The 25,635-nt window shown below is 63.0% G+C and carries 29 protein-coding genes; 10 read left to right on the top strand and 19 right to left on the bottom strand.

Features of this window, described 5'->3' with window-relative positions; translation table 11 throughout:
• Nucleotides 1-31 precede the first annotated feature (31 nt).
• Nucleotides 32-862: a cell envelope integrity EipB family protein gene (locus NLY33_RS19400; RefSeq protein WP_023706227.1), complete on the bottom strand. Its 831-nt coding sequence runs from the start codon at nucleotides 860-862 to the stop codon at nucleotides 32-34.
• 138 nt (nucleotides 863-1,000) lie between these two features.
• On the opposite strand from NLY33_RS19400, the gene NLY33_RS19395 reads away from it, so the two are divergent.
• The 5 genes from NLY33_RS19395 (at nucleotide 1,001) to NLY33_RS19375 (ending at nucleotide 5,219) form a co-directional block, all read left to right on the top strand.
• Nucleotides 1,001-1,465: a RidA family protein gene (locus tag NLY33_RS19395; RefSeq protein ID WP_023693441.1), complete on the top strand. Its 465-nt coding sequence runs from the start codon at nucleotides 1,001-1,003 to the stop codon at nucleotides 1,463-1,465.
• 14 nt (nucleotides 1,466-1,479) lie between these two features.
• Entirely contained in the window at nucleotides 1,480-2,208 is a 729-nt protein-coding gene (locus NLY33_RS19390; RefSeq protein WP_023706226.1) for a glycerophosphodiester phosphodiesterase, read from the top strand.
• Nucleotides 2,209-2,263: 55 nt separating this feature from the next.
• Nucleotides 2,264-3,478 (top strand): GNAT family N-acetyltransferase, encoded by a 1,215-nt coding sequence (locus tag NLY33_RS19385; protein WP_023693439.1) that lies wholly within the window; start codon nucleotides 2,264-2,266, stop codon nucleotides 3,476-3,478.
• Between the two features lie 96 nt (nucleotides 3,479-3,574).
• Entirely contained in the window at nucleotides 3,575-4,003 is a 429-nt protein-coding gene (locus NLY33_RS19380; protein ID WP_023684683.1) for an HIT family protein, read from the top strand.
• Between the two features lie 73 nt (nucleotides 4,004-4,076).
• Complete coding sequence (locus NLY33_RS19375; RefSeq protein ID WP_245262849.1) at nucleotides 4,077-5,219, top strand: phosphatase PAP2 family protein; 1,143 nt, start codon at nucleotides 4,077-4,079, stop codon at nucleotides 5,217-5,219.
• Between the two features lie 102 nt (nucleotides 5,220-5,321).
• On the opposite strand, the gene clpA is transcribed toward NLY33_RS19375, so the two are convergent.
• From clpA to NLY33_RS19355, 4 genes are all read right to left on the bottom strand, one after another.
• The gene (gene clpA, locus NLY33_RS19370; protein ID WP_023671013.1) at nucleotides 5,322-7,811 is read right to left on the bottom strand and encodes an ATP-dependent Clp protease ATP-binding subunit ClpA; all 2,490 of its coding nucleotides are present in this window, start codon (nucleotides 7,809-7,811) and stop codon (nucleotides 5,322-5,324) included.
• 6 nt (nucleotides 7,812-7,817) lie between these two features.
• On the bottom strand, nucleotides 7,818-8,144 hold the full coding sequence (clpS, locus tag NLY33_RS19365) for an ATP-dependent Clp protease adapter ClpS (RefSeq protein WP_023671012.1): 327 nt from the start codon (nucleotides 8,142-8,144) through the stop codon (nucleotides 7,818-7,820).
• A gap of 275 nt (nucleotides 8,145-8,419) precedes the next feature.
• Complete coding sequence (locus tag NLY33_RS19360; protein WP_023671011.1) at nucleotides 8,420-8,749, bottom strand: phasin family protein; 330 nt, start codon at nucleotides 8,747-8,749, stop codon at nucleotides 8,420-8,422.
• A complete protein-coding gene (locus NLY33_RS19355; protein ID WP_155927172.1) occupies nucleotides 8,746-9,021 on the bottom strand; it encodes a hypothetical protein in 276 nt (91 codons plus the stop codon). The genes NLY33_RS19360 and NLY33_RS19355 overlap by 4 nt, the downstream gene beginning before the upstream one ends.
• Before the next feature lie 68 nt (nucleotides 9,022-9,089).
• Here NLY33_RS19355 and NLY33_RS19350 point away from each other — a divergent pair, with 68 nt between their 5' ends.
• On the top strand, nucleotides 9,090-10,484 hold the full coding sequence (locus NLY33_RS19350) for an SPOR domain-containing protein (RefSeq protein ID WP_373420149.1): 1,395 nt from the start codon (nucleotides 9,090-9,092) through the stop codon (nucleotides 10,482-10,484).
• 46 nt (nucleotides 10,485-10,530) lie between these two features.
• Here the strand turns inward: NLY33_RS19350 and NLY33_RS19345 are convergent, their stop codons facing one another.
• From NLY33_RS19345 to NLY33_RS19330, 4 genes are all read right to left on the bottom strand, one after another.
• Nucleotides 10,531-11,229 carry a DnaJ domain-containing protein gene (locus tag NLY33_RS19345; protein ID WP_023700739.1) on the bottom strand — a complete coding sequence of 233 codons (699 nt, stop codon included), beginning with the start codon at nucleotides 11,227-11,229 and terminating at the stop codon, nucleotides 10,531-10,533.
• Entirely contained in the window at nucleotides 11,229-11,960 is a 732-nt protein-coding gene (locus NLY33_RS19340) for a hypothetical protein (RefSeq protein WP_023706223.1), read from the bottom strand. The genes NLY33_RS19345 and NLY33_RS19340 overlap by 1 nt, the downstream gene beginning before the upstream one ends.
• A gap of 103 nt (nucleotides 11,961-12,063) precedes the next feature.
• A complete protein-coding gene (locus NLY33_RS19335) occupies nucleotides 12,064-12,501 on the bottom strand; it encodes a DUF1489 family protein (RefSeq protein ID WP_023671006.1) in 438 nt (145 codons plus the stop codon).
• A gap of 78 nt (nucleotides 12,502-12,579) precedes the next feature.
• Nucleotides 12,580-13,983, bottom strand: a complete 1,404-nt coding sequence (locus tag NLY33_RS19330) for an L-serine ammonia-lyase (protein WP_023706221.1) — start codon at nucleotides 13,981-13,983, stop codon at nucleotides 12,580-12,582.
• 272 nt (nucleotides 13,984-14,255) lie between these two features.
• Here NLY33_RS19330 and NLY33_RS19325 point away from each other — a divergent pair, with 272 nt between their 5' ends.
• Nucleotides 14,256-14,999, top strand: a complete 744-nt coding sequence (locus NLY33_RS19325; RefSeq protein ID WP_023671004.1) for a DUF599 domain-containing protein — start codon at nucleotides 14,256-14,258, stop codon at nucleotides 14,997-14,999.
• On the opposite strand, the gene NLY33_RS19320 is transcribed toward NLY33_RS19325, so the two are convergent.
• The 7 genes from NLY33_RS19320 to NLY33_RS19290 form a co-directional block, all read right to left on the bottom strand.
• Nucleotides 14,948-15,745, bottom strand: a complete 798-nt coding sequence (locus NLY33_RS19320; RefSeq protein WP_023706220.1) for a YdcF family protein — start codon at nucleotides 15,743-15,745, stop codon at nucleotides 14,948-14,950. The genes NLY33_RS19325 and NLY33_RS19320 overlap by 52 nt on opposite strands.
• An 81-nt stretch (nucleotides 15,746-15,826) precedes the next feature.
• Nucleotides 15,827-16,276 (bottom strand): hypothetical protein, encoded by a 450-nt coding sequence (locus NLY33_RS19315; protein WP_023706219.1) that lies wholly within the window; start codon nucleotides 16,274-16,276, stop codon nucleotides 15,827-15,829.
• A gap of 1 nt (nucleotide 16,277) precedes the next feature.
• Nucleotides 16,278-17,843, bottom strand: a complete 1,566-nt coding sequence (locus tag NLY33_RS19310) for an amidase (protein ID WP_023706218.1) — start codon at nucleotides 17,841-17,843, stop codon at nucleotides 16,278-16,280.
• Complete coding sequence (locus NLY33_RS19305) at nucleotides 17,843-18,298, bottom strand: GNAT family N-acetyltransferase (protein WP_023706217.1); 456 nt, start codon at nucleotides 18,296-18,298, stop codon at nucleotides 17,843-17,845. Before NLY33_RS19305 ends, NLY33_RS19310 begins: the two co-directional genes overlap by 1 nt.
• A 7-nt stretch (nucleotides 18,299-18,305) precedes the next feature.
• Nucleotides 18,306-18,593 carry an Asp-tRNA(Asn)/Glu-tRNA(Gln) amidotransferase subunit GatC gene (gatC, locus tag NLY33_RS19300; RefSeq protein ID WP_023670999.1) on the bottom strand — a complete coding sequence of 96 codons (288 nt, stop codon included), beginning with the start codon at nucleotides 18,591-18,593 and terminating at the stop codon, nucleotides 18,306-18,308.
• A gap of 110 nt (nucleotides 18,594-18,703) precedes the next feature.
• Nucleotides 18,704-19,120: a hypothetical protein gene (locus NLY33_RS19295; RefSeq protein ID WP_023670998.1), complete on the bottom strand. Its 417-nt coding sequence runs from the start codon at nucleotides 19,118-19,120 to the stop codon at nucleotides 18,704-18,706.
• Between the two features lie 44 nt (nucleotides 19,121-19,164).
• Nucleotides 19,165-19,872: a metal-dependent hydrolase gene (locus NLY33_RS19290; RefSeq protein WP_023707488.1), complete on the bottom strand. Its 708-nt coding sequence runs from the start codon at nucleotides 19,870-19,872 to the stop codon at nucleotides 19,165-19,167.
• 165 nt (nucleotides 19,873-20,037) lie between these two features.
• Between NLY33_RS19290 and ruvX the strand changes: the two genes are divergently transcribed.
• The gene (ruvX, locus tag NLY33_RS19285; protein ID WP_023688595.1) at nucleotides 20,038-20,544 is read left to right on the top strand and encodes a Holliday junction resolvase RuvX; all 507 of its coding nucleotides are present in this window, start codon (nucleotides 20,038-20,040) and stop codon (nucleotides 20,542-20,544) included.
• Here the strand turns inward: ruvX and NLY33_RS19280 are convergent.
• From NLY33_RS19280 to NLY33_RS19270, 3 genes are all read right to left on the bottom strand, one after another.
• Entirely contained in the window at nucleotides 20,462-20,803 is a 342-nt protein-coding gene (locus tag NLY33_RS19280; protein WP_023670995.1) for a DUF6105 family protein, read from the bottom strand. The genes ruvX and NLY33_RS19280 overlap by 83 nt on opposite strands.
• A complete protein-coding gene (locus NLY33_RS19275) occupies nucleotides 20,803-21,390 on the bottom strand; it encodes a hypothetical protein (RefSeq protein ID WP_023706215.1) in 588 nt (195 codons plus the stop codon). The genes NLY33_RS19280 and NLY33_RS19275 overlap by 1 nt, the downstream gene beginning before the upstream one ends.
• Nucleotides 21,391-21,514: 124 nt before the next feature.
• Nucleotides 21,515-23,143, bottom strand: coding sequence for a DNA alkylation response protein (locus tag NLY33_RS19270; RefSeq protein WP_023688598.1), 1,629 nt, complete (start codon nucleotides 23,141-23,143; stop codon nucleotides 21,515-21,517).
• A gap of 197 nt (nucleotides 23,144-23,340) precedes the next feature.
• Here NLY33_RS19270 and NLY33_RS19265 point away from each other — a divergent pair, with 197 nt between their 5' ends.
• Together NLY33_RS19265 and NLY33_RS19260 are read left to right on the top strand one after the other, a co-directional pair.
• The gene (locus NLY33_RS19265) at nucleotides 23,341-24,306 is read left to right on the top strand and encodes an aspartate carbamoyltransferase catalytic subunit (protein WP_023706214.1); all 966 of its coding nucleotides are present in this window, start codon (nucleotides 23,341-23,343) and stop codon (nucleotides 24,304-24,306) included.
• Nucleotides 24,303-25,589: a dihydroorotase gene (locus NLY33_RS19260; RefSeq protein ID WP_023706213.1), complete on the top strand. Its 1,287-nt coding sequence runs from the start codon at nucleotides 24,303-24,305 to the stop codon at nucleotides 25,587-25,589. Before NLY33_RS19265 ends, NLY33_RS19260 begins: the two co-directional genes overlap by 4 nt.
• Nucleotides 25,590-25,635 lie beyond the last annotated feature (46 nt).

Raw genomic sequence — 25,635 nt, 5'->3', positions numbered from 1 at the left:
CAAGCCTGCCGTGGCCAGCGCCGCATTGTTGCTATTTCGAGACCGGGCAAGGCTTGGTCTGATCGAACAGCGACAGGTTGACCAGCTTTCCGGTCATCGAGAACTCGCCATAGTCCATTGTGAGGTCGCGGGTGATGCCGTTCTCGTGCAGCTTGAAGCTGATGCGGTATTCCGGCACCTCTTCGCCCGATTTGTCGGTCTCGTCGAAATAGGCGATGTCGACCGGCCAGTATTTGTCGCCTGCAAGCTTGGCCAGCGCCGGCGCTTCGGGGTCGGCCTTGTCGCCCTCGGCCTTCTTGCCGACGATGACGGTGGTGGTCATCACCTTGTTGGCATCCTCCGAACCGTCGAACAGGCTGGTTTCGTAGAAATTCTCGCCCTTCTCGGCCTTGCCGATCAGTTCGACCAGATGCTGGGTCGGGAACTGAGTAGCGGCGAGTTCCAGGCTGTTCTTCTCGGGCTTGTCGATGTCGACCTTGAGGCCCTTGGTCTCTTTCGTGGCGGTGCCCTTGACCTCCTTGTCTAGGTTCTGGTCGACGAAGGATTTGGTCACGAACGAGAAGGTCTTGCCTTCAGCGTCCTCGAACGTGGTCGTCTGCTGGTCGGTCAGCCTGGTGTTGTCGCCGGTGGCGATCTGGGTGACGAAACGGAATTTTGCCGTATAGCCCTCGCAGGGCGAGCCGTTGAACTCATAGACCATGCGGCCGGAAATGCCGGTGATGCCCGAGCGGTCCGACGCCTTGTCGAGGGTAAGATCGTAGACGGCGCGATGCGCCTGCAGCGCCGGCACGGCAAAGGCTGGAGCCATCGAGAACAGCACCGGAACGAGAACGGCGTGGAAGGCAAGGCGCGTTGCGCGCATAAAGGGCTCCGATCGTCGCAGCTGATGGCAGGCCGCAGGTAAGGATGGTCCAGCTTAAAAAAAGTCGTGGCGGAAGCGAGGCAAAAATAGCAATTTCGGCCCGGCCAGCGCGGCGTCTCCAAGCAATAGGGAAATACGATGAGTGAAACAATCGAAAAGCGGCTAAGCGATCTCGGCGTGACGATACCTGCCGCCGCAGCGCCCGCCGCGAACTATGTGCCCTATTGCAGGTCCGGCAATCTTTTGTTCACCGCCGGGCAGTTGCCGCTCAAGGACGGCAAGCTGCAGGCAAGCGGCCTGCTCGGCCGCGACGTCGACACGGCAACCGGCAAGGAAGGCGCAAAGTACTGTGCAATCAACATCTTGGCGCAGGCAAAAGCAGCACTTGGCGATCTCGAAAAAATCCAGCGGCTGGTCAAGATCACCGTCTTTGTTGCATCAGTGCCGGATTTCGTCGAGCAGCATCTGGTCGCCAATGGCGCCTCCGATTTCCTGGTCGCGGCCCTTGGCGAGCGCGGCAAGCATGCCCGCTCCGCCGTCGGCACCGCCTGTCTGCCGCTTAATGCCGCAGTGGAAATCGAAGCCGTCTTCGAGGTCGCATGAGCAGGACCAAGACAATGACCGACCTTTCCTGGCTGACCGCCCGCCCGGTGGCGCATCGCGGCTTTCACGACATGAACAAGACGCGCTGGGAAAACACGCTGTCGGCCTTCGCTGCTGCCGCCGAGCGCGGCTATGCGATCGAATGCGACGTGCATTTGTCGTCCGACCGCGTCCCCGTCATCATTCATGACGGCGATCTCAGTCGGTTGACCGGCCAGGACGGCTTCGTCTGGCAGCGCACGGCAGCGGAACTGGCGGCGCTCAGGATCGGCGGCACCAAGGACCATGTGCCGACACTTCAGGAGGTGCTCGACCTGGTCGACGGCCGCGTGCCTTTGGTGGTCGAATTGAAGGGTGTGCCCGGCTACGACGAGGGCCTGGTGGCGAGCGTCGGCAAGATGCTGGAGCGCTACAAGGGCAAGGCGGCGATCATGTCGTTCGACCACTGGCTGGTCCGCGATTTCCCCAGGGATGCGCCAGGAATTCCGGGCGGGCTCACGGCCTATGGCCAGGACAACCAGTTGATCGAGGCGCATTTCGCCATGCTGGCGCATGACCTCGCCTTCACCTCCTATGCCGCGGGCGATCTGCCGAACCCGTTCGTCAGCTTCGTGCGCGAAAGGCTTAAAATGCCTGTCATCACCTGGACGGTGCATGACCAGCCGGCGGTGGATCTCACCTTCAAATACGCCGACCAGATGACGTTCGAAGGGTTCGAACCCGATCTGGTCAATGTCGCCTGATGGAAGTGCCTGAAACGTGACTTGTAGCGGCCCCGACAGAGCTTAAATAAGCCCCATGGATCAGGGTGATGAAGGTGACGGGCAAACGGCGAATGCGGAGTTTTCCATCCGCGTTGCCGCCGGCATCAATGCCTTCACCTGCGACGAGTGGAACGGCTTTACCGGCACAACCCGCAGCGACACAGAAAATGGCTATAACCCTCTCGTTTCATATGCTTTTCTGAGCGCGCTTGAAGATTCCGGCTGCGCCGTGCGGCGTACCGGCTGGCAAGGTCATCATCTCAGACTGGAAAATGCCCAAGGCAGATTGCTGGGCGCCGTGCCCTGCTATCTCAAATCGCACAGCCAGGGCGAATATGTCTTCGACCACGGCTGGTCCGATGCGTTCGAACGCGCCGGCGGCAACTACTATCCGAAACTGCAATGCGCCGTGCCGTTCTCTCCGGTCACCGGCCCTCGCCTGCTGGTCAGCAAGGGCGAGGACAGCGCCATTGTGAAGGCCGGTCTCGCAGCGGGCCTAAAGGCGGTGACGGAAAAGCTCGGCGTGTCGTCCGCGCATGTCACCTTCGCCAGTGAAAGCGACGTTGCAACGCTGGAAGCAGCCGGCTTCCTGCACCGCACCGACCAGCAGTTCCACTTCTTCAACGAAGGCTTTTCGACCTATGACGATTTCCTCGCCACGCTGGCATCGCGCAAGCGCAAGGCGATGAAGAAGGAGCGGCGCGAGGCGCTCGCCAACGATATCTCGATCGACCGGCTGACCGGCAAGGACCTGACCGAAAGGGCCTGGGACGATTTCTTCGCCTTCTATATGGATACCGGCAGCCGCAAATGGGGCCGGCCCTATCTCAACCGCAAGTTCTTCTCGCTGATCGGCGAGCGCATGTCCCAGGATATCCTGTTGGTAATGGCCAAGCGCAATGGCCGCTATGTCGCCGGCGCCATCAACTTCATCGGCTCCGATGCGCTCTACGGCCGCAATTGGGGCTGCATCGAGGACCACCCGTTCCTGCATTTCGAAGTTTGCTACCATCAGGCCATCGACTTCGCCATCGAGCGTAAGCTGAAGGTGGTCGAGGCCGGCGCGCAGGGTGAGCACAAGCTGGCGCGCGGCTATCGTCCCGTGACCATGCATTCGGCGCACTACATCGCACATCCCGGCCTGCGCAATGCTGTGGCCGACTATCTCCGGCGGGAACGCCGCGAGGTCGAGCGGATGGGCGAAATCCTGGAAGAGCATACGCCGTTCCGCAAGGATCTTGAGGAATAGCGATCCGCCCCTGCCCTCGCCTGACCATCTTACCTGACCATCTTGCCGGTCCGGGACAGCTTCGCTACACCGGGAGCATACTCCCGGAGCGCCGCCATGACCGAGGCCTACGACCCCAGCAATATCTTCGCAAAGATCCTGCGCGGCGAAATCCCCTCGCACCGCATCTACGAGGATGATGCCGTGGTCGCCTTCATGGATGTGATGCCGCAAGGCCCCGGTCACACGCTGGTGGTGCCCAAAGCACCGTCGCGCAATCTGCTCGATGCCGATCCCGCGACGCTCGGCCGGCTGTTCACCACGGTCCAAACGGTCGCGCTGGCGGTCAAAAAGGCTTTCGGCGCTGACGGGGTCACCATCCTGCAGTTCAACGAACCGGCGTCCGGCCAGACCGTCTACCACCTACATGTCCATGTCATCCCGCGGTTCGAAGGCATCGCGCTCAAGCCGCATACGGGGCAGATGGAGAAGCCCGAAGTGCTGACGGAGAACGCGGCGAAGATCCGAGCAGCGCTGAACGGTTGAGGTGGCGCGCGCCTCAGGGAGATGCGCTCAGCCACAATCCACCACGTCGGTTAGGAAAATATCAAACCACGCCGTGATAACGTGCTCCGTACCGGGATGCGTTTGGGTTTTCAAAATCGTGGAACATTCGGTTGCGACATCAGAGCCGTTGGTAAAAGCAGCTGCCGGGCGGGCCTTTCTGCGCACCTTGGCGGACGCGTACCGGCGACACCGCCTGCTGCACGCGATGGCCATCGCTGCCCTGCTTTTGGCAGCCGCGGTCGGCCTGCGCACCGGAAACATGCCGGATTTCGGCGTGCTGGAAGACTATTCCCAATACCTTCTTTTCGCTTTCTGGATCGGTGGCTGCGCCTTCGCACTCGGCAGCTTTTTTCACCTTGCACTCATCAAGCGGGATCCTGAGCCGCTCGGCACTTTCCTGCGATCGATCGGCGGCGTCTTCGGCGACGCCGAGCGCAACGCCAACAGCCTGAATGGTCTGGCCGCGTGCATTGCGCTCATATCCGCTTTCGGTGTGTTGAAAGGCGCGGTCGCGATCCTTTCGCCATTCGCATGGGATCACGCATTGGCTCAGGCCGACCGGGTGCTGCATTTCGGCCGAGCGCCCCATGAATGGCTATGGTTTATCGTCCAGTCGCCGCTCGCCGTAAGATCGTTCAACCTGGCTTACAATTCCTGGTTCGTCGTCCTTATCGCCTCGGTCTTCATCGCTTGCATCACGCGCAGGGACACGAAGCTGCGTCACCAGTTCCTGATGAGCTTCATGCTCGTGTGGATACTGGCGGGTTTTTTCCTGGCGATGGGCCTGTCTTCGGCAGGGCCGTGCTTTTACGAGCGACTGGGGCTGGGCAGCGACTATCATTCCCTGATGCAAGCACTCGCCGCCGCCGATCGCATCTATCCGATCTGGGCGCTCAGCACGCAGGACATTGTGTGGAGCGGCTATATCGGGGCGACGCCAGGCAGTCTCGGCATATCCGCCTTCCCGTCCATGCATGTAGCGATGGCGGTGCTTTTCGCGCTTTATGCAACACGCCGCTCATGGTTGGCCGGCCTTTTGATGTGGGCATTCGCCGCAATCATCATGGTCGGCTCGGTCGTCCTTGGCTGGCATTATGCCGTGGATGGCTATGCGAGCGTTCTGATTTCGATCGCCATCTGGAAGGCGTGCGGGTACTTCCTGGGCAAGTTTGCACCCGAGGGCGTCGCCGCCTGACCTAACAACATCTGACCTGAAAAGCAGGGGCGCTGTGTCGGCAAACCGGCCAGCCAATGAAAAAGGGCCCGTCACCGGGCCCTTTTTTCATAGGCGAACTTTTTAGCTCTTGCGCGGCAGTTGCGGCACCAGGCTGCGCTTGCCGCCGTCCTTGCCCTTCGGCTCAGGCTCGTCCTTGCCCTTGGGCTGAGGCTTCTGCGCCACCGCCTTCTTGGCGACGGGCTTCTTGGCCACCGCCTTGCGGGCTTTCGGCGCCTCTTCCGGCTCCTGCTTCGGCTGCACCGGGGCTTCGTCGGCCAGTGATTCGAGCTTCAGGCCGGTTTCGCCGGTTTCCTTCTTCTCGACGGTGACGCGCACCGTGCCGCCCTTCTTGAGCTTGCCGAACAGCACCTCGTCGGCCAACGGCTTCTTGATGTGCTCCTGGATGACCCGGCCGAGCGGCCGCGCACCCATGCGCTCATCATAGCCCTTGTCGGCCAGCCAGGCGATCGCGTCGGACGACAGGTCGAAGGTGACGCCCCGCTCGGAGAGCTGGGCCTCGAGCTGCATGACGAACTTCTGCACCACCTGATGGATGACCGGCACCGGCAGCGAACCGAACGGGATGATCGCATCGAGACGGTTGCGGAACTCCGGCGTGAACAACCGGTTGATGGCCTCGACATCGTCGCCTTCGCGCTTGGTCGATCCGAAACCGATCGCCGCGCGCTGCGCATCGGATGCGCCCGCATTGGTGGTCATGATAAGGATGACATTGCGGAAGTCGATCTGCTTGCCGTTATGGTCGGTCAGCTTGCCGTGGTCCATGACCTGCAACAGGATGTTGAACAGGTCCGGATGCGCCTTCTCGACTTCATCCAGCAAGAGCACGCAGTGCGGATGCTGGTCGACCCCGTCGGTAAGCAGACCGCCCTGGTCGAAGCCGACATAGCCGGGAGGCGCGCCGATCAACCGCGAGACGGTGTGGCGTTCCATATATTCCGACATGTCGAAGCGGATCAGCTCGACGCCGAGCGAGGCAGCCAACTGCTTGGCGACTTCGGTCTTGCCGACGCCGGTCGGGCCTGAGAACAGGTAGGAGCCGATCGGCTTTTCCGGTTCGCGCAGGCCGGCACGTGCCAGCTTGATCGCCGAGGTCAGCGCGGTGATGGCGGTGTCCTGGCCATAGACGACGCGCTTCAGCTCGATGTCGAGGCCTTGCAGCACCTTCTCGTCGTCTGCCGAAACCGTCTTCGGCGGGATGCGGGCCATCGTGGCGATCGTGGCTTCGATCTCCTTGATGCCGATCGTCTTTTTGCGCTTGGCTTCCGGCACCAGCATCTGCGAGGCGCCCGTCTCGTCGATCACGTCGATCGCCTTGTCCGGCAGCTTGCGGTCGTTGATGTAGCGGGCCGACAGTTCCACCGAAGCCTTGATCGCCTCGTTGGTGAACTTCACCTTGTGGAATTCCTCATAATAGGGCTTGAGGCCCTTCATGATCTCGATGGCGTCCTCGATGGTCGGCTCGTTGACGTCGATCTTCTGGAAGCGCCGCACCAGAGCGCGGTCCTTCTCGAAGAACTGGCGGAACTCCTTGTAAGTGGTCGAGCCGATGCAGCGGATGGCACCCGAAGACAGCGCCGGCTTCAACAGGTTCGACGCATCCATCGCGCCGCCGGACGTCGCACCGGCGCCGATGACGGTGTGGATCTCGTCGATGAACAGCACGGCGCCGGGATAATCCTCTAGCTCCTTGACAACCTGCTTCAGCCGCTCTTCGAAATCGCCACGGTAGCGGGTGCCGGCCAGAAGCGTGCCCATGTCGAGCGCGAAAATGGTGGCGTCCTGCAGCACTTCGGGCACGTCGCCTTCGACGATGCGCTTGGCCAGACCTTCGGCAATCGCCGTCTTGCCGACGCCGGGATCGCCGACATAGAGCGGGTTGTTCTTGGAGCGGCGGCACAGCACCTGGATGGTGCGGTTGATTTCGCTCTCGCGGCCGATCAGCGGATCGATCTTGCCGGCCTTGGCCTTGTTGTTGAGGTTGACGCAATAAGCCGTCAGCGCATCCTGCTGCTGCTTCTTCTTGCCGCCTTCCTCCTGCGGCTCGGCGCCGTTCTGGCCGCCCTGCTCGTCATCGGCGCCGCGCGGCGAGCGCGTCTCCGATGCGCCGGGGCGCTTGGCGATGCCGTGCGAGATGTAGTTGACCGCGTCGTAGCGGGTCATCTGCTGTTCCTGCAGGAAATAAGCGGCATGGCTCTCGCGCTCGGCAAAGATGGCGACGAGCACGTTGGCGCCGGATACTTCCTCGCGGCCCGACGACTGCACATGGATCACCGCGCGCTGGATGACGCGCTGGAAGCCGGCGGTCGGCTTGGAATCCTCATCGTAGCCGGTGACGAGATTATCGAGCTCGGTGTCGATATAGGTCAGAACGGTGTGCTTCAGCTCGTCGAGATCGACGTTGCAGGCGCGCATGACGGCGGCCGCCTCCGTGTCGTCGATGAGGGCGAGCAGCAGATGTTCTAGGGTTGCATATTCATGGTGCCGCTCATTGGCGAGCGTCAGCGCCTGGTGAAGCGCCTTTTCCAGGCCTTGGGAGAAAGCCGGCATGTTACCTCACTTCTTCTCCATCACGCATTGCAGCGGATGCTGATTCTGTCGGGCGAAATCCATGACCTGAGACACTTTGGTCTCGGCCACCTCGAATGTATAGACCCCGCACTCTCCCACCCCATGATTGTGAACATGAAGCATGATGCGTGTGGCGGCTTCGCGGTCCTTTTGAAAAAAACGCTCCAGGACGTGAACCACGAACTCCATGGGCGTGTAGTCGTCGTTGAGGATGAGGACCCTGTAAAGGCTGGGCTTCTTGGTCTTGGTCTTCGTGCGCGTAATGACGGCTGTGCCGCGACCGGCCTCATTGCCGTCGCCGTCACTTTGCATCCGCACCACGCTTGTCGTGGCAGTCAAACCTGAAGTCACGTAGTCCTGCCTCTTTCGAATCCCCATGCGAGTTCGATATGTAGGTGTTCGATGGACGATTTTAAGCCCTTCTTGTTAGCTGACAATATGGCTAGGTGGGGAAACCGAGGCGATTTTCAAAATCGTGAACCGCCGAAGCCCCGGAATTGAACCGGCATGAAAAAACCCGGCCGCGCATCCGCGACCGGGTCTGTTTTGCAAGCCCGAAAGGCCGTGCCTGGTATTCTCGAGCGAAATTACTTCGCCTTGGCGACAATCGACTCGAAGGGCTTGTAAGCCTCCTTGGCGAGATCGGCATAGAGATCGCCGAACTTGGTCGCCTCGGCAACGAAGCTCTCATAGCTCTGCTTGGCGAAGTCGGACTGGATCTCGACCGCCTTTTCCAGCGACTTGGCGGAGAACAGCTTTTCGACCGCGGCGCTGCCGGCTTCGAAGCTCTTCTTGGTGTATTCGCCAGCTTCAGTGGCGATCGCCTGCGCGCCCTTAGAGAGCGAGGTGAAGCTCTTCAATCCGGTATCGGCAAACTCCTTGCCGTATTTCGAGAAGTCCTCGTAGGTCTGGGTCATTTGACGTTTCCCTTGGCGTTTTGAAGCGCCCTTGCCTGAGCGCGGTTGTGCAATGCACGAGAATATATTGTGCGCTGCACAAAAGTCAAGATTTCAGCGGCATCAGGCCGCGCTGCGCCGGCAACAGCTAAAATTCGAATAAAGAAAGGCTCAAGCCCGAGGAAAATGGTGAACGCGCCGGTTACCATAAACGGATTGGTAACGCTGGCCGCGATAGTTTGACGACAAGTGAGGTCGGATCCCTTTGCCGCCTCCATGGCAATGAGTTTCAAAGGAACTATCAGTGCGTCAGGCGTTGTCGGTCTTCGGTTCAAAATCCGCATCTTCCCTCAAAACGATCATGATCCTCGCTTTGGCGATGTCATTTGTCGTTGCGGATGCCGCGTCCTCGATGGCCGCCAGGTCTTCGGCGATCGTCGTCGACGCCAAGACCGGCAAGGTGCTTTATTCGTCCGATGCCAACGGCCGGCGCTACCCGGCGTCGCTGACCAAGATGATGACGCTCTATCTGACCTTCGAGGCCATGGCGAAGGGCCGGATCAGCAGGAACACGCCCGTGCCGTTCTCGGCCAAAGCGGCGGCCGAACCGCCGACCAAGCTCGGCGTCAAGGCGGGCGGAGCGGTTTCGGTCGAAACCGCCATCCTGTCGATGGTGACCAAGTCGGCCAATGATTCGGCGACCGCGCTCGGCGAACTGCTCGGCGGCAGCGAAAGCAATTTCGCCCGCATGATGACCGCGAAGGCGCGCGCGCTCGGCATGGACGGCACCGTGTTTCGCAATGCCAACGGCCTGCCCGATCCCGGCCAGTTCACAACCGCCCACGACATGGCGATGCTCGGCATAGCGCTCAGGGAACATTATCCGCAGTATTACGGCTATTTCTCGCAGCGCTCCTTCCTTTACGGCCGCCAGCGCATCAATGGCCACAACCGTCTGCTCGGCCGCATCAAGGGCGTCGACGGCATCAAGACCGGCTATACCCGCGCCTCCGGCTTCAACCTCGTCTCGTCGGTTTCGGATGGCAACCGCCGCCTCGTCGCCGTCGTCATGGGCGGCACTTCGGGGCGCAGCCGCGACAACCAGATGGCCGGCCTGATCAACGCCTACATGCCGCGCGCATCGACCCGCGGCGGCGGCGCCCTGGTCGCCAAGGCCGGCGGCGACAATCCGGTCAAGGCGCTGGCCAAGGTCTTCCTGCCCAAGCATGACGCGCCGACGCCGGATGGCAAGCCGATCGTTGAAGACGATGCCGTAGCGTCCAATGACGATCCGACATCCGCTGACGAGCAGTCTGCTGAAGGCCAGTCTGCCGACGAACAGACGGTGGCCGCGGTCGAAGAGCCCGCCCCCGTCGTCAAGACCAGGAAGGTCAAGACCGTCATCGTGACGGCGCCGAAGGTCGAAACTGCGCAGATTGTGGCTGCCTATGCCGAACCCACGCCTGTATCCCCACAGGCGGTCGACCCGGTCAACACGGCCTCGGTGCCGGCTGGTTGGGCGGTGCAGGTGGCGTCGTCGCCCAAGCAGTCCGAAGCCCAGGCTTTCCTCGACAAGACCGCCAAGCTGGCGCCCAAAGTTCTTGGGGCTGCTTCCGGTTTCACCGTCGCCTTCGAAAAGGATGGCGAGACCTATTACCGCGCCCGGTTCGGCGGCTTCCGCTCGAAGGACGCGGCCTGGAATGCCTGCAATGCCCTGAAGAAAAAGAAAATCGCCTGCTACGCAGTCCAACAGTAGGGCGGCGTCGGAACCATCTCCCGGAAATTTACTGCGTCGAAGGAGACTAGTTGTGATTGGAGAGCAAGACGTCCTTGGCTTCGTTGATCCGCGCCGCCAGGAAAGACGTGCCGCCGATGTCGGGGTGCAGGCGCTGCATCAGGCGGCGGTGCGCCTTGCGGACATCCGCCGCGGCGGCCCCCGCTTCAAGACCAAGGATCTTGTAGGCCTCCTCCTTAGTCATGGCGCCCGCACCTGGCGCAACACCCAGCCCTTCGCCACCGTTCGCCTCAGCGTCTTTGCGCCAGACGGGAAAACGGCCGTCAAGATACGTCTCTAGGAGCTGGCGGCTCTCCGGGTCGCCGGGGAGTTCGCGGTAAAGCTGCTGCAGCTCGGCCAGGCCCATCGCGCCCAGCATCTTGCCTTCATGGCGGCCGGCCAGAACCAGGCCTTCAAGCCCGCCCGTATCGTGATCAAGCTCCATTTCCAGTGCGGCGGTCCGCACCGTCGAGCGCTTGCCGGGCGCCGGCCCGACCGACGGCCGCTTCATCCGCATCGAACCGTACCAGGCAAGGGCCGCGGCCAGAATGAGGCCGGCAATGCCTTCGCGCCCGACCACCAGCACGGCAAGGCCAACCAGCGCCAGAAGCACCGGCCCGAGCGTGCGCATGCCGCTTGCCAGTTTTTGCGCATCGGCACGGACAAAGATCGTCGCCGCGCCGAGCAGCACCAGAAACAGTGCAACAAGTGCAATGATAGCGCCCATCAATTCCTGCCGCCCCTGAGATGCTCGATCAGCAGCCGATCTCCCGGCCTGTCCCTTGCCTCGAGCGCCTTCAATCCACCCGTCGCATAGACGGCAACCGCCGAAAGCAGCCCGGCCAAGGTCGCGGCAGCCCGCCGATCAAATCGGAACCAAGCCCCTTTGGACAGCCGCGCAATCTCCTTGAACGCCTTTTCTGCGCCGGGATCATGGCCTTCCTGGAAGACGAAGACGGGAACGCCGTGCAGACCGAGGCTGCCGGCCTTCTGCGCCAGGTCGTCGATATCCTCTTCCATGGCGTCGCCGATATAGACCAGAGCATTGACCTTGGCCGCCGCCGTTTCCTTCAGCGCATGCGCCAGCACCTTGCCGATCTGGGTGTGGCCGGCACGGCAGTCGATCCGCGTCATCAGCTGCTTCAGGGCATTGGTGTCGGCGACAAAAGCCGACGAGCGGCACTCGCCCAACCCGCGAAAATAGGCCAGTTGGACGCTGAGAGTTCCGGCCTTGCCGACGGCGTCGAACATTTCGCCCTGCAGCTTGGTGGCGAGATCCCAGGTCGGCTGGCGGCTCATCGTGGCGTCGAGCGCAAGGATCAGCCGCCCGGAGCCGGTCGCGGACGCGGCAAGCGTCCGGGCCTGACGGATAAAGGCGTCGATCTCGCCGGCATTGGATTGAGGCTTGACCGGCGCAGGATCGGCCCTGGCGGGCACGCGCTGCTTCTTGTCGCTCATAGGAAGCAAGATGTGGCGTTGTCGGCCCCCTTGCAAGTCCAGCCTTGGACAAGATGAAGGGCCAGCGCTCGACGCTCTGGGAGAAGCGGCCGCGCCCTTGGCTCTACAGCAAGCCCAGATCGGCGAGCTCGCGCTTCAGTTTCGGCGGCATCTCGACCATTCCGGCCTTGCCCTTGCCGATATCGGCGGGCGCATCCGAAGGTTTGAGATAACGCCAGCCCTGGAAGGCGCGGCGCGGCTGCCAGTCGGTGCGCACGACGTCGAGGTCGAGCATCAGGCGGCAACGGCCGATGCCTTCGTCGTCGGTGAAGGGCCTGATATCAGTGATCAGCTGGCGGCATTGCACGCTGCCCTTGATCACCCAATAAAGCGAACCGCCATCGGTGACCTCGGCGCCGCGCGTCGGCACCATGCGGGTTGTGTGCCAGTGCTCGGCGGGTTCGCCGGCGCGGCGGCGCTCATCGAGGCGGAAGGCGATCCATTCTTCGAGGTCCTCGACGCTGTCGCAACCGACGCACAGTTTTAGGAGATTGAGTGCCATCGCTTAAGGTTTAGTCCGGCGCGCGATTGCGTCAACGGCCCTGCCCGACTTCTCCACAGTGCCAGTGGCGTTGCGCGGTCAGCATTCCACGACATTGACGGCGAGCCCACCAAGGCTGGTTTCCTTGTACTTCTCGTTCATGTCGAGGCCCGTCTGGCGCATTGTTTCGATTGCGGCGTCGAGCGGCACGAAATGGACGCCGTCGCCCTTGATCGCCAGAGAGGCGGCGGTGACCGCCTTGACGGCGCCGAGCGCGTTGCGCTCGATGCAAGGCACCTGGACCAGACCGCCGACCGGATCGCAAGTCATGCCGAGATGATGTTCGAGCGCGATTTCGGCGGCGTTCTCGACCTGCTCGGGCGTGCCGCCCATGACGGCGCAGAGACCCGCGGCAGCCATCGCCGAGGCCGAGCCGACCTCGCCCTGGCAGCCGACTTCGGCGCCGGAGATCGAGGCATTGGTCTTGATGATGCCGCCGACGGCGGCGGCCGTGAGCAGGAAGTCGCGGATGCTCGGCTGGTCGGCCTCGGGGTGGAAATGCAGCCAGTAACGCAGCACCGCCGGCAATGTGCCGGCCGCGCCATTGGTCGGCGCGGTGACGACGCGTCCACCGGCGGCGTTCTCTTCGTTCACCGCCATGGCGTAGATCGACAGCCAGTCATTGGCCAGCAAAGGGTTGGGCTTGTTCTGCTGCCATTGCTCCTGCAGCTTGTCGTGCAGCATGCGGGCACGACGGCGCACTTTCAGCCCGCCCGGCATGATGCCGTCCTGCGACAGGCCGCGGTCGATGCAGCCCTTCATGGCGCCCCAGATCGCATCGAGGCCGCTGTCGAGCTCCTCGCGCGACATATGCGTCTCTTCATTGATGCGCTTCATGTCGGCGATAGACAGGCCGCTTTTGCCTGCCATCTTCAGCATCTCGACGGCGTTCTTGAAGGGATAGGGCACCTTCTTGCCTTCTGTGGTCACCGAGCCCTTCACCTTCATCCGCTGCAGCTCTTCCTCGGACACCACGAAGCCGCCGCCGATGGAATAATAGATGCGCTTGAGCAGCAGCCGGTCGCCGGCATCGTAAGCGTAGAAGGTCATGCCGTTGGCGTGGCCGGCGAGCGGCGTCTTGCGGTCGAGCACCAGATCCGTCGCCGGGTCGAAGCGATAGGAGGGATGGCCGTGTGGCGATATCCGCTTCTCGGCGGCGATGCGCGTGGCGATGCCCTCGGCCTGATCGGGATCGACCGTCTTCGGTGTCAGGCCGGCAAGGCCGAGGACAACGGCGCGATCCGAGCCATGGCCGATACCGGTATAGGCGAGCGAACCGTGCAGGCTGGCGCCCAGACGATCAACTTTCGCGCCGGCCGGGCGCGGCCAGTCATCTCCGGCGATCTCGTCGAGAAACCGCCACGCCGCCGTCATCGGTCCCATCGTGTGCGAACTCGACGGTCCGATGCCGATCTTGAACAAGTCGAAAACCGAAAGAAACACGGTGCGCCGTCTCCGGGAATGGGATCAAGACCTACATATAGGATTTTCCATGATGTTTGTGCTGTTTTGCGGATTGCGGCGCTGCACCTGCCGACCTTGTTTGCTCCGGCAGCGACATCCCCGGCTGAAAGCGCGTCGCGCTGAAACGGATTCATGCGACGCGCTTTAAGTTCTTGTTTCAATGCATGTCGTTGTCCCAGAACCGCAGCTCACTTCTGGGCGGCATGCATTGGAGCATCGAACTGACCGCTTTGCCTGTGGTAAAAGGGGGCATGGGCGATTCCTTCCATCTGTCGACGGCTGATCTGGCGGCGCTGGCTTTCTTCCTGCTCGCATGGTTGCTGCATACGCTGGCGTCCGACGGCAGACTGGTCAGCCGGGTGTCGTTGACGATGGCCATGAACGTGCAGCGCGAGGCCTGGATGCGCACCATGGCCGAGCGCGAAATCCGCATCGTCGACACCGCCATCATGAGCGGCCTGCAGCAAGGCACCGCCTTTTTCGCCTCCAGTTCGCTGATTGCGCTCGGTGGCTGTTTCGCGCTGCTTGGCGCCTCGGATCAGGTCCTTGCCGTGCTGAACGACCTGCCGTTGAACGCGACCTCATCGCGCTCCGCCTTTCAGATCAAGGTCTTTGGCCTGGTGCTGATCCTGGCCTTCGCCTTCTTCAAGTTCGGCTGGGCCTACCGTCTCTTCAACTACTGCACGATCCTGATCGGCGCGGTGCCGATCCCCTATGGCGAGGCGTCACGCAACCCGGTCAGCGAAACGGCGGTGTGGCGCGCGGCGCGCATGAACATGCTGGCCGGCAAGCATTTCAATTCAGGCCTGCGCGCGGTGTTCTTCTCGATCGGCTATCTCGGCTGGTTCGTCGACCCGATCGTGTTCGTGCTGTCGACGCTGCTGCTTCTGGCGGTGCTGGTGCGGCGCCAGTTCTTTTCAGCGGCGCGACAAGCGGTGATCGGTCAGCCGCCCGGGCCGGGGAAAAGCTGGTCGATCCGGCCCGATAGCCAATAGGCGGCGAGCCCGATCCATTCGCGGATCGCCATGGTCGTGGTCTGCAGCGAATCGGGTGCGTTGTCGCGAAACAGGCCAAAGCCTTCCTTGCCCGAGGTGCGATAGTCGACAGGCCACGGGACCGTCTGAAAGCCGGCCTTGTCGAACAGCGCCTTGGCGCGCGGCATGTGGAAGGCGGAGGTCACCAGCAGCCAGGTCTCGCCCGGTTTCGGCGTTACCAGTTCCTTGGTGAAGACCGCATTCTCATAGGTGTTGCGGGATTTGTTCTCGAGCATCAGGCGATCGGCGTCGACGCCAAGCGCACCGAGCAGGCGCGGCGCGGTGGCCGCATCGCCCTCGCCATCGATGAACAGTTCACCGGTGCCGCCGGAGATAACCACTTTCGCCTCGGGAAAGCGCCGGGCAATGATCGCCGCCTCGACCATGCGGTCGCCGCCCGAATTCAGCTCATAGCCGCCGCGCGCCAGGTTGATGGCGCCCTCGAAGCCGCCGCCGAGCACGACGATGCCGTCGACCTTCCGCGGCAGCGGCGGCTTTGGGAAGCGCTCTTCGAGCGGATTGAGCATCATGGCGCCAAGCGACGTCCAGGCCGACAACGCCAGAATCAGGAAGGCGAACACACTGCCCGCCGCCGCCAATCGCCGGCGGCCGATCAGCGCCGCGAGCAAGCCGGCAAGCAGCAGGAAGATCGCCAGGTTGAGTGGTTGGACGAAGAACCAGAATACCTTGGAGAGATAGAAGAACATTGCCTGCCTATCTCCAGCTCAAATTGTGACGGCCGGTGAAGTGCTCGACCGCACTCGCTACCGCTTCCGCTTCGAGGCGGCTTAACTCCCTGCCGAAAACAAGGACGCCGTTCGCGTTCTGATGACTTCCGACAGTCCCACTTCGTCCGTGGGATAGGTATGGTCGAGGATTTCGACCCTAAGATGCCCTTTCAAAGGCAGTGACCACCGATTTCGCAAAGAACCCCTCACCGAGCGCACGGCTGCGGTGTCGGTCAGCCGCAGGGTTTCCCTGCCGAACACCAGCCAGATGAAATCCTTGCCCAGGAAATAGGTGAAGAGGGCAATGACCGCCACGAAGGACAGCAGGCCGAGCGTGCCGCTGGTGAGCGTTGCGGACGACATATCCGTCAATCCCATGTAGCCGGTGTAGGCGACGATCGCGGCCCCGATCAGGACAAAGACTGTCCTGAAATCCGAGGTGCGTGGCGGGTTCGCGATCAGCAGTTCGTTTCCCGTCTCGACGATGGAAATGCGAGACGGAGGCGGCATGCTACCACCACTTCTCCGGCTGGAAGGTTCCCGCCGCCTGCTCGATGACGGCGGCTGTCTGGAACAGGGTTTCCTCGTCGAAGGGACGGCCAATCAGCTGCAGGCCGAGCGGCAGGCCCTTGGCATCGAGGCCGGCAGGCACGGCAATGCCCGGCAGTCCGGCCATGTTCACGGTCACCGTGAAAATGTCGTTGAGGTACATTTTCACCGGATCGGCGGCCATGTCCTCGTCGGCGATGCCGAAGGCGGCCGACGGCGTCGCCGGCGTCAGGATGACGTCGACGCCGTCGGCAAAAACCGTCTCGAAGTCGCGCTTGATCAAATTGCGCACCTTCTGCGCCTGCAGATAGTAGGCATCGTAATAGCCTGCCGACAGCACATAGGTGCCGATCATGATGCGACGCTTGACCTCTTGACCGAACCCGGCGGCTCGGGTCTTTTCGTACATGTCGACAATGTCCTGGCCTGGCACGCGCAAGCCGTAGCGGACGCCGTCATAGCGCGCCAGATTGGACGATGCTTCGGCGGGCGCAACGATATAATAAGCCGGCAAAGCATACTTGGTGTGCGGCAGCGAAATGTCGACGATCTCGGCGCCGGCATCCCTGAGCCAGGCAATGCCCTTCTGCCACAGCGCCTCGATCTCTTCCGGCATGCCGTCGACGCGGTATTCCCGGGGAATGCCGACCTTCATGCCCCTGATCGGTTTGCCGATCGCCGCCTCGTAATCCGGCACCGGCCGGTCGACGGAAGTGGTGTCCTTGGCGTCGACCGAGGCCATGGACTTCAGCATGATCGCGGCATCGCGCACGTCCCGGGCGATCGGGCCCGCCTGATCGAGCGACGAAGCGAAGGCGACGATGCCCCAGCGCGAGCAGCGGCCATAGGTCGGCTTGATGCCGACGGTGCCGGTGAAGGCGGCTGGCTGGCGGATCGAGCCGCCGGTGTCGGTGGCGGTGGCGCCGGCGCACAGGAAAGCCGAGATGGCGGAAGCCGAGCCCCCCGACGAGCCCCCCGGCACCAGTTGGGCATTGTCCAGCGTGCGCGCGGTCTTGGTGCCGCCGGCCGAAACGAAACCGCCATCGCCCTGATGCGTGGTCGGCATCACCACCGTGTCGAGGCGCGAACGCCGCCACGGATTGACGACAGGGCCGTAATAGGAGGTCTCGTTGGACGAGCCCATGGCGAACTCGTCCATGTTGAGCTTGCCCAGCATGACGGCGCCGTCTGCCCACAAATTGGCGGTGACGGTCGATTCGTAGCGCGGCTTGAAGCCGTCGAGCACATGGCTGCAGGCCTGGGTGTGGACACCTTCGGTGCCGAACAGGTCCTTGATGCCGAGCGGGATGCCCTCCAGCGCACCGCCCTGGCCCTTGGCGAGCCTGGCGTCGGAAGCTTTGGCCATATCGCGCGCCTTGTCGCCGGTGACGACGATGTAGGCATTGAGCACCGGATTGGCGCGCTCGATGGCACCGAGATAGGCCTCGGTGATTTCGACGGCCGAAATCTCCTTGGCGCGCAGCTTGGCGCGCGCCTGCGAAATTGTCAGATGGGTCAGTTCGCTCATCAAAGGCTCTTTTCGTAAAACACCGACCACTCGGAATCGGGATAATCCAGCACCGGCCCGCAGCGCGAGAAGCCGGCCCGTTCGTAGACGGTCCAGGCGGCGGGATGGCGGTCGCCGGTTTCCAGCACCAGACGCTTCAGCCCTTCGCTGCGCGCCAGCGTTTCGACATGTTCGACGATCTTGGCGCCGATCTTCCTGCCCCGATGCGAGGGCCGCGTGTACATGCGCTTGACCTCACCGACGCGGGCGTCATGGCGCTTCAGCGCGCCGCAACCGATGGCTTGCCCGTCGTCGCGGGCGATGAACACGGTGGTGTCGTCGCCAGCCATCTGCTCGACCGTCAGATGGTAGCAATGCTCCGGCGGCGTCAGTTCGAGCAGCGTCGCGTTGAGCTCCTCGACCAAAGCGCGGACATCGTCCTGCAGCGGCGTTTCGATGGCGATCTCGATTGCCATCGGCCAGCTACTCCACGACCTTCGGCACGAGGAAGAAATTCTCGTCAGTGGCCGGCGCGTTGGCGACGATATCGGCAGCCTTGTTGCCGTCGGTGACGATGTCTTGGCGCTTCTTCATCTCCATCGGCGTCACCGATGTCATCGGTTCGACGCCGGAGACATCGACCTCGTTCAGCTGCTCGACAAAGCCCAGAATGGCGTTCAGCTCGCCGGTCATGCGCTCGGCATCCTCCTCGCTCACCGCAATGCGGGCGAGACGCGCGACGCGCTTCACAGTTTGCAGATCAACGGACATGTCTTTAGCCTTTGGGAAAACCAGATGGCGCTATAGCGGCGTGGCGCGTGCCGCGCAACATCGATCGTGCTTGGGGATAGAGCCCGTTCATGCCAGGGCGGCATTTCAGCCTAGGGCAGCGATACACCCTCGCACAGATAATAGCTGCCGCCATTGCCGGCCTGCTCGCCTTCGTCGGCGGTCGGGCGCACCGAGACGATGTCGATTTGGGTCGCGTTCATCTGCGTGATCGACAGTATATCGGGAAAGAGAAAGCCCGGCTCCTGGCAGATTGCAGTGACCGCCCAGCTCGGCGAGCGCGTCGCCTTGGTGACCTGGACGAACTCGCAATTATACTCGACGCTTTGCAGGCCGTCCGCCGACAAGATGACATTGCCGGTGTCGATCAGCGTCTGCAGCGTGTCCTTTTTGGCTTGCGCGCAAAGCTCCTGGGTCTGGAGGTAAACGCCCTTGATGAAGTCCTCGGCGGCGGATGCGGGCGACGCAGCGACCAGCATCGAAACGCAAAGAGTCTCTCTCAAACCCATGGTTTAATTCCCCTTTGCGACAAGGGATCGTTTCAACGATCGCTCTATAGTGTGATCGTTTGGCCGATGGCTGGCAAGGCTACGTCGACACCTGATCCTTCGAGGCCGGCCACGAACTTCTCCGCCGTCGCGTCGATGATCGGGAAGGTGCCGAAGTGGCATGGCACGACGGTGTCGAAGTGGAAGAAGCGCCGGCAGGCCAGGGCCGCCACCGCGCCGCCCATGGTGAAGCGGTCGCCGACCGGCACGAGGCCGATCTTCGGCTCATGCAATTCCTCGATCAGCGCCATATCGGAGAAGATGTCGGTGTCGCCCATATGGTAGAGCGTCTTGTCCTCCGGGAAATGCAGGACCAGCCCGTTGGGATTGCCGAGGTAGACGTTCTGGCCGCCATCGAGCCCAAACGACGAGGAATGCAGTGCCTGCACGAATGTGGTGGTGAAGGCACCGCAATCGACGGTGCCGCCATGATTGCCGGGATTGATCTTCTTGCCGTCGACGCCCATGCCGACCAGGTACATGCAGATCTCGTAATTGGCGACCAGCTGGGCGCCGCTCTTCTTCAGCACCTCCACCGCGCCGCTGACATGATCACTGTGGCCGTGGGTCAGAAGCACATGGGTGACGCCTTCCGCCGGCTCCTCCCAGCCGCTCGTCCATGATGGGTTGCCGACGAGATAGGGATCGATCAGGATGGTCGCGCCTGATGTCTCGACGCGGAAGGCGGAATGTCCGTACCAGGTCAATTTCATCGATCGTGTTCCTCGATTTTGGTTGCGCCGGAAGATAGAACGCCGGCAGCAAAATTAAAGTGACATAGTGTGCTCGCGGTTCAAAAGAACGTGTCGCGCTCTTTGTGACGGCAAGTCTGGGTCACGGTTAGACTGGGTCACGGTAAAACTGGTTGGGGAAAGCCGTTGGGCATCATAGCAATCGAGGATCTGCCGGCACGGCTGGAGGGCGGCAGGACGCTGGCCGGGCTCGACCTCGGCGACAAGACGATCGGTGTCGCCGTTTCCGACCGCGGCCTGTCCTTCGCCCATCCGCGCGCGGTCATCCTGCGCAAAAAGTTTTCGCTGGATGCGGCAGCGCTGCTCGCCCAGCTGCAGAAGGACAATGTCGGCGCGTTTGTACTCGGTCTCCCCATCAACATGGACGGTTCGGAAGGTCCCCGCGCCCAGAAGTCGCGCGCCTTCGTGCGCAACATGGCAGGTATAACCGACCTGCCCTTCGTGCTGTGGGACGAGCGGCTGTCGACGGTGGCGGCGGAGCGGACGCTGATCGAGATGGATTTCTCGCGCCGAAAGCGCGCCGGCAAGATCGATTCGGCGGCTGCGGCCTTTATTCTGCAGGGAGTTCTGGACCGGCTCCAGTCGCTTGACCCACGCGATCGGACGGAACCGGATTCCCCGCCTGCCGCCTGACCCAGGCCATGATGTTGCGGCGGCGGCGAAACGCCCACAATGCCATCAGCAGGAAGCCGTCGAAGATGCAGGCCCTTGCCACCATGCCCGGAATGATCGCCGGATCGATGCCCAGCATCTGCCCGTAGAGCTGAAACACGAAATCATGCAGCTGCCGGCTGAGCATGACGTAGCCGAAATTGATGTCGTTGAGCGACAGGAAGAACCAGCCCCAGAACAGAGCGAGTGGCGCGGCCCACAATGCGAACAGCGTGCGCATCAGTGACCGTCCCTGCGGCTGGAGCCGCCTCTGCGACCGCTGGGACCAATGTCCGGACGGCCGGAAATGCGCGACAGCAAGGAGCCGTGCGCGGCACCCTTGGCCATGGCATGGGCGGTGGCGCGGCTCTCTGCCTCCCGAGAAACCATGACAGCGAAGACCGACCTCCGCTCGGCCAGCATGGCGACATAGGAGGCCAGAAGTGCCGCCAATTGCACGGCGACAACCAAAAACAGGCCGTTGATGCCTCGCGCTGCGCCGCCGACCAGGATGAGCGACAACACCGCGGATGCCGAAATGAAGGCGGTCCGCGCCACACTGTCGGCTCCGTCCGGGCTCGCTGCGGCGTTAACCAGGCTCTCGACGAAGACCCAGCAAAACAGCACCGCCACGACCAGCAAGGCGATGGCCAGCGGCGCCACGACGGCAGCATTGTCGAGATCGGCCAGACGAGTGTTTTCCACGACGACGCCGAGCACGCCCAGAGCGCCCGCAACGCCGCGGTTTCCATCGACACAGATGAACGCCAGCAGGGCGAAAACCAGCGCCCAGTGCAAGGCCAGAAAGGACGTCAAAATGTGCCGCATGGCATTCCTGCTTTGGTGACAAAGACAGTGGGGTCTGCGGCCTGCGGCTGCAACGGAAACCATTCGTTAAGGTTAACGGCTGTCCACAGGCAGGCAAATTCGTTCGAGGCCTGGCGGAAGGCCCTCAATTCACCGGCGGATAGAGCGTGTCGACGATCATGCGCGCATCGTGGCGCGAATCGAGCATGCCATAGGTGTTGCGCCACTGGCCGGCGAGCCGCGTCTCGACGAAGGCGTCCGCAATCCGCCCTGCCCCCAGCCGGCGCAATTCCGCAGCTGCCGCCGACAGCGCCAGCTGTTCGGTCAGCAGGCGGGCCGACCCCTCATCGGTGCCGGCGACCTGCATGGCCGCCTTGAGCACGCCAATGGTTCCGCGTCCGCCGGCGCCGAGATCGCGGTCGATGCCGGCCAGCACCTCCTCGAACAGGCCGGGCGCGCGGCCGAGCACGCGCAGCACGTCGAGCGCCATGACATTGCCTGAGCCCTCCCAGATCGCATTGACCGGGGCTTCGCGGTAGTAGCGGGCGAGCGGCGCTTCCTCGACATAGCCATTGCCGCCGAGGCACTCCATCGCCTCATAGAGCAGTGGCGGCGCGATCTTGCAGACCCAGTATTTGACCACCGGGGTCATGGCGCGGGCAAAAGCAGCCTCGCCGCGGTCGCCGGCAGCCTCGTCGAAGGAGCGCGCCAGTCGGAACGAGAGTGCCGTGGCGGCGGCGACATCGAGCGCCATGTCCGCCAGCACGCGCTGCATCAGCGGCTGTTCGATCAGCGTCGAGCCGGCCACCTGGCGATGACGGGCGTGATGCACGGCCTCAGCCAGCCCCGCCCGCATGATTGCCGACGAGGCGACGGCGCAGTCGAGCCGGGTCAGCGTGACCATGTCCATGATCGTCTTTATGCCGGCGCCGGGCTCGCCGACCATCTCGCCGATGGCGTTGACGAACTCTACCTCCGATGAGGCGTTGGAGCGGTTGCCGAGCTTGTCCTTCAGCCGCTGAAAGCGGAAGCCGTTGCCGGAACCGTCGCCGAGGATGCGCGGGACGAGAAAGCAGGAAAGCCCTTCAGGCGCCTGTCCAAGCACGAGAAAAGCGTCGGACATCGGCGCCGACATGAACCATTTGTGGCCGGTGAGGCGATAAAAGCCGCTGCCGGCGCGTTCGGCCCGTGTGGTGTTGGCGCGCACGTCGGTGCCGCCCTGCTTTTCGGTCATGCCCATGCCGAGCGTCAGCCCGGTCTTGTCGACCGGCGGCTTCTGACTCTGGTCGTATTTGCGCGTCGTCACGCGCGGCGCCCATTCGCGAAACAGCTTTGGGCTGGCCATCAGGGCGGCCAGCGAAGCGCTGGTCATGGTGATGGGGCAGAGATGCCCGGTCTCGAGTTCGGCGGTCAGGTAGAAACGCGCGGCGCGCACCTGATGGCGACGGCCGATCTCGCTATCGCCGTTTTCCCAGATCGAGGAATGCAGGCCGCCGGCAACCGAGCGGCGCATCAGCGCATGATAGGCCGGATGGAATTCGACGAGGTCGATGCGCCGGCCCTGACGGTCATGCGTGCGGAGCTTCGGCGTCTCGACATTGGCGAGGCGCGCCAGCTCCTGCGCCTCCTGCGTCAGGACGAACCGGCCAAGCCCGTCGAGGTCCTTGCGCACCGGATCGGAAAAACGCTCGGCAAGCTGGATCAGCAACGGATCGCCCCGCCAGGCGTTGCCGCCCGTCAGCGGCGGCGGCTGGTTGGTCACGTCGTCGGTCACGCCCAATCCTTCTGAAAGTAGAAGGGCCTTCTAACGCTAGAAAGGCACTTATCATCACGAGGCTTCGAATCCGAAGCAATCGGCTAGATATAGCCCAAGGCAGGCGGCGCGCGCGACGAAAATACCGGGGAGAAAGGCCGCAATGCCAAGCTGACGCTTGCGGCAAGGAATTCTCCCCCCTATAGCAGCGCCTTGAGATGACCGACGCTTCGTCCCTGCCGCTTTATCCTCACCGCCATCTTCTGGGCATCCGCGATCTTTCCCCCGGTGACATCGAGCTTCTGCTCGACCGGGCAGATCGCGCCGTCGCCATTTCGCGGCAGTCCGAAAAGAAGACCTCGACGCTGCGCGGCCGCACCCAGATCAACCTCTTCTACGAAGCCTCGACGCGCACGCAGTCGTCGTTCGAACTGGCCGGGAAACGGCTCGGCGCCGACGTCATGAACATGTCGGTGGCGAGCTCTTCGGTGAAGAAGGGCGAGACGCTGATCGACACGGCGATGACGCTGAACGCCATGCGCCCCGACATCCTGATCATCCGCCACCAGTCTGCGGGCGCCGCCGCCCTTTTGGCGCAGAAGGTCGGCTGCTCGGTGGTCAATGCCGGCGACGGCGCGCATGAACACCCGACGCAGGCGCTGCTCGACGCGCTGACCATCCGCCGCGCCAAGGGGCCGCTGTCGAAACTGATCGTAGCGATCTGCGGCGACATCCTGCATTCGCGCGTCGCGCGTTCCAACATCATGCTCTTGAACGCGCTTGGCGCGCAGGTGCGTGTGGTGGCGCCGTCGACGCTGCTGCCCACCGGCATCGAGAAAATGGGCGTCATCGTCTCGCGCTCGATGGCCGAGGGCCTCAAGGGCGCCGACGTGGTGATGATGCTGCGCCTGCAGCGTGAGCGGATGGAAGGCGCCTTCGTGCCTTCGGTACGCGAATATTTCCGCTATTTCGGCCTCGATGCCGAAAAGCTGAAGGCCGCCAAGGACGGCGCGCTGGTGATGCATCCCGGTCCGATGAACCGCGGCGTCGAGATTGCGTCCGAAATCGCCGACGGTCCGCAAAGCGTCATCCAGGAACAGGTCGAGATGGGGGTGGCCGTGCGCATGGCGGTCATGGAAGCGCTGCTCGATCCCCGCCGCAATGCAGAGGGCCGCGGCGCATGAGCACGACGGTCTTTGAGCGCGCCCGCATCGTCGACCCGTCACGCGGCATCGACGAGGTCGGCACCGTCATCGTCGAGGGGAAAAAGATCGTTGCCGCCGGCAAGGCTGCCCTGAACCAGGGCCTGCCGGCGGGAGCCACCGTGGTCGACTGCGCCGGCAAGGCGATCATTCCCGGCCTGATCGACGCGCGCGTCTTCATCGGCGAACCGGGCGGCGAACATCGCGAGACCATCGCTTCGGCCAGCGTTGCGGCGGCGGCCGGCGGCGTCACCTCCGTCGTCATGATGCCCGACACCGACCCGGTGATCGACAATGTCGCGCTGGTCGAATTCGTGCTGCGCACCGCCCGGGACACGGCCAGCGTCAACATCTTTCCGGCGGCGGCGATCACCAAAGGCCTCGCCGGTCGCGAGATGACCGAATTCGGCCTGTTGCGCGAGGCCGGTGCGGTCGCCTTCACCGATGGGCGGCACACAATATCCAGCGCACTGGTGATGCGCCGGGCGCTGACCTATGCCCGCGATTTCGGCGGCGTCATCGCACATGAGACACAGGATGGCGACCTCGCTTCGGCGGGCGTGATGAATGAAGGCCTGTATGCCAGCTGGCTCGGCCTTGCCGGCATTCCGCGCGAGGCCGAGTCCATCCCGCTGGAGCGCGACCTGGCGCTGGCACGGCTGACGCGCGGCGCCTACCACGCGGCCAAGATCTCGACGGCGATGGCAGCGCAAGCGATGACGCGCGCGAAAGCCGACAAGGCCAATGTCACGGCGGGCGTGGCGATCCACAATCTGTCGCTGAACGAGAACGATGTCGGGGAATACCGCACCTTCTTCCGGCTGACGCCGCCTTTGCGCGCGGAGGAAGACCGGCTGGCCATGATCGAGGCGGTCAAGGACGGCACGATCGACATCATCGTCTCCTCGCACGACCCGCAGGATGTCGACACCAAGCGCCTTCCCTTCGCCGATGCAGCTGCCGGCGCGATCGGGTTGGAGACGCTGCTTGGAGCAGCGCTTCGGCTCTACCACAATGGGGACGTGCCGCTACTTCGGCTGGTCGAAACACTGTCCACCGCACCAGCAAGGCTGTTCGGCCTGCCGGGCGGCACGCTGAAGCCGGGAGCGCCGGCCGATCTTGCGCTGATCGACCTTGAAGAACCCTGGATCGTGAGTGAAAGCGGCATCCGCTCGCGCTCGAAAAACACCTGCTTCGAAGGTGCGCGGCTGCAAGGCATGGTCTTGCAAACGCTGGTGGCGGGCCGCACAGTGTTTTCGAGCTAGAGCGATCGCGCCACGTCGCAGACCGATATGTTGCTGGGGAAATGCG

The sequence above is a fragment of the Mesorhizobium sp. C432A genome (genome assembly GCF_030323145.1).
In the GTDB taxonomy this organism is placed as follows: Bacteria; Pseudomonadota; Alphaproteobacteria; order Rhizobiales; family Rhizobiaceae; genus Mesorhizobium.
The sequence above is the reverse complement of the archived record's forward strand: the minus strand, read 5'-3'. Positions and strand labels throughout refer to the sequence as shown.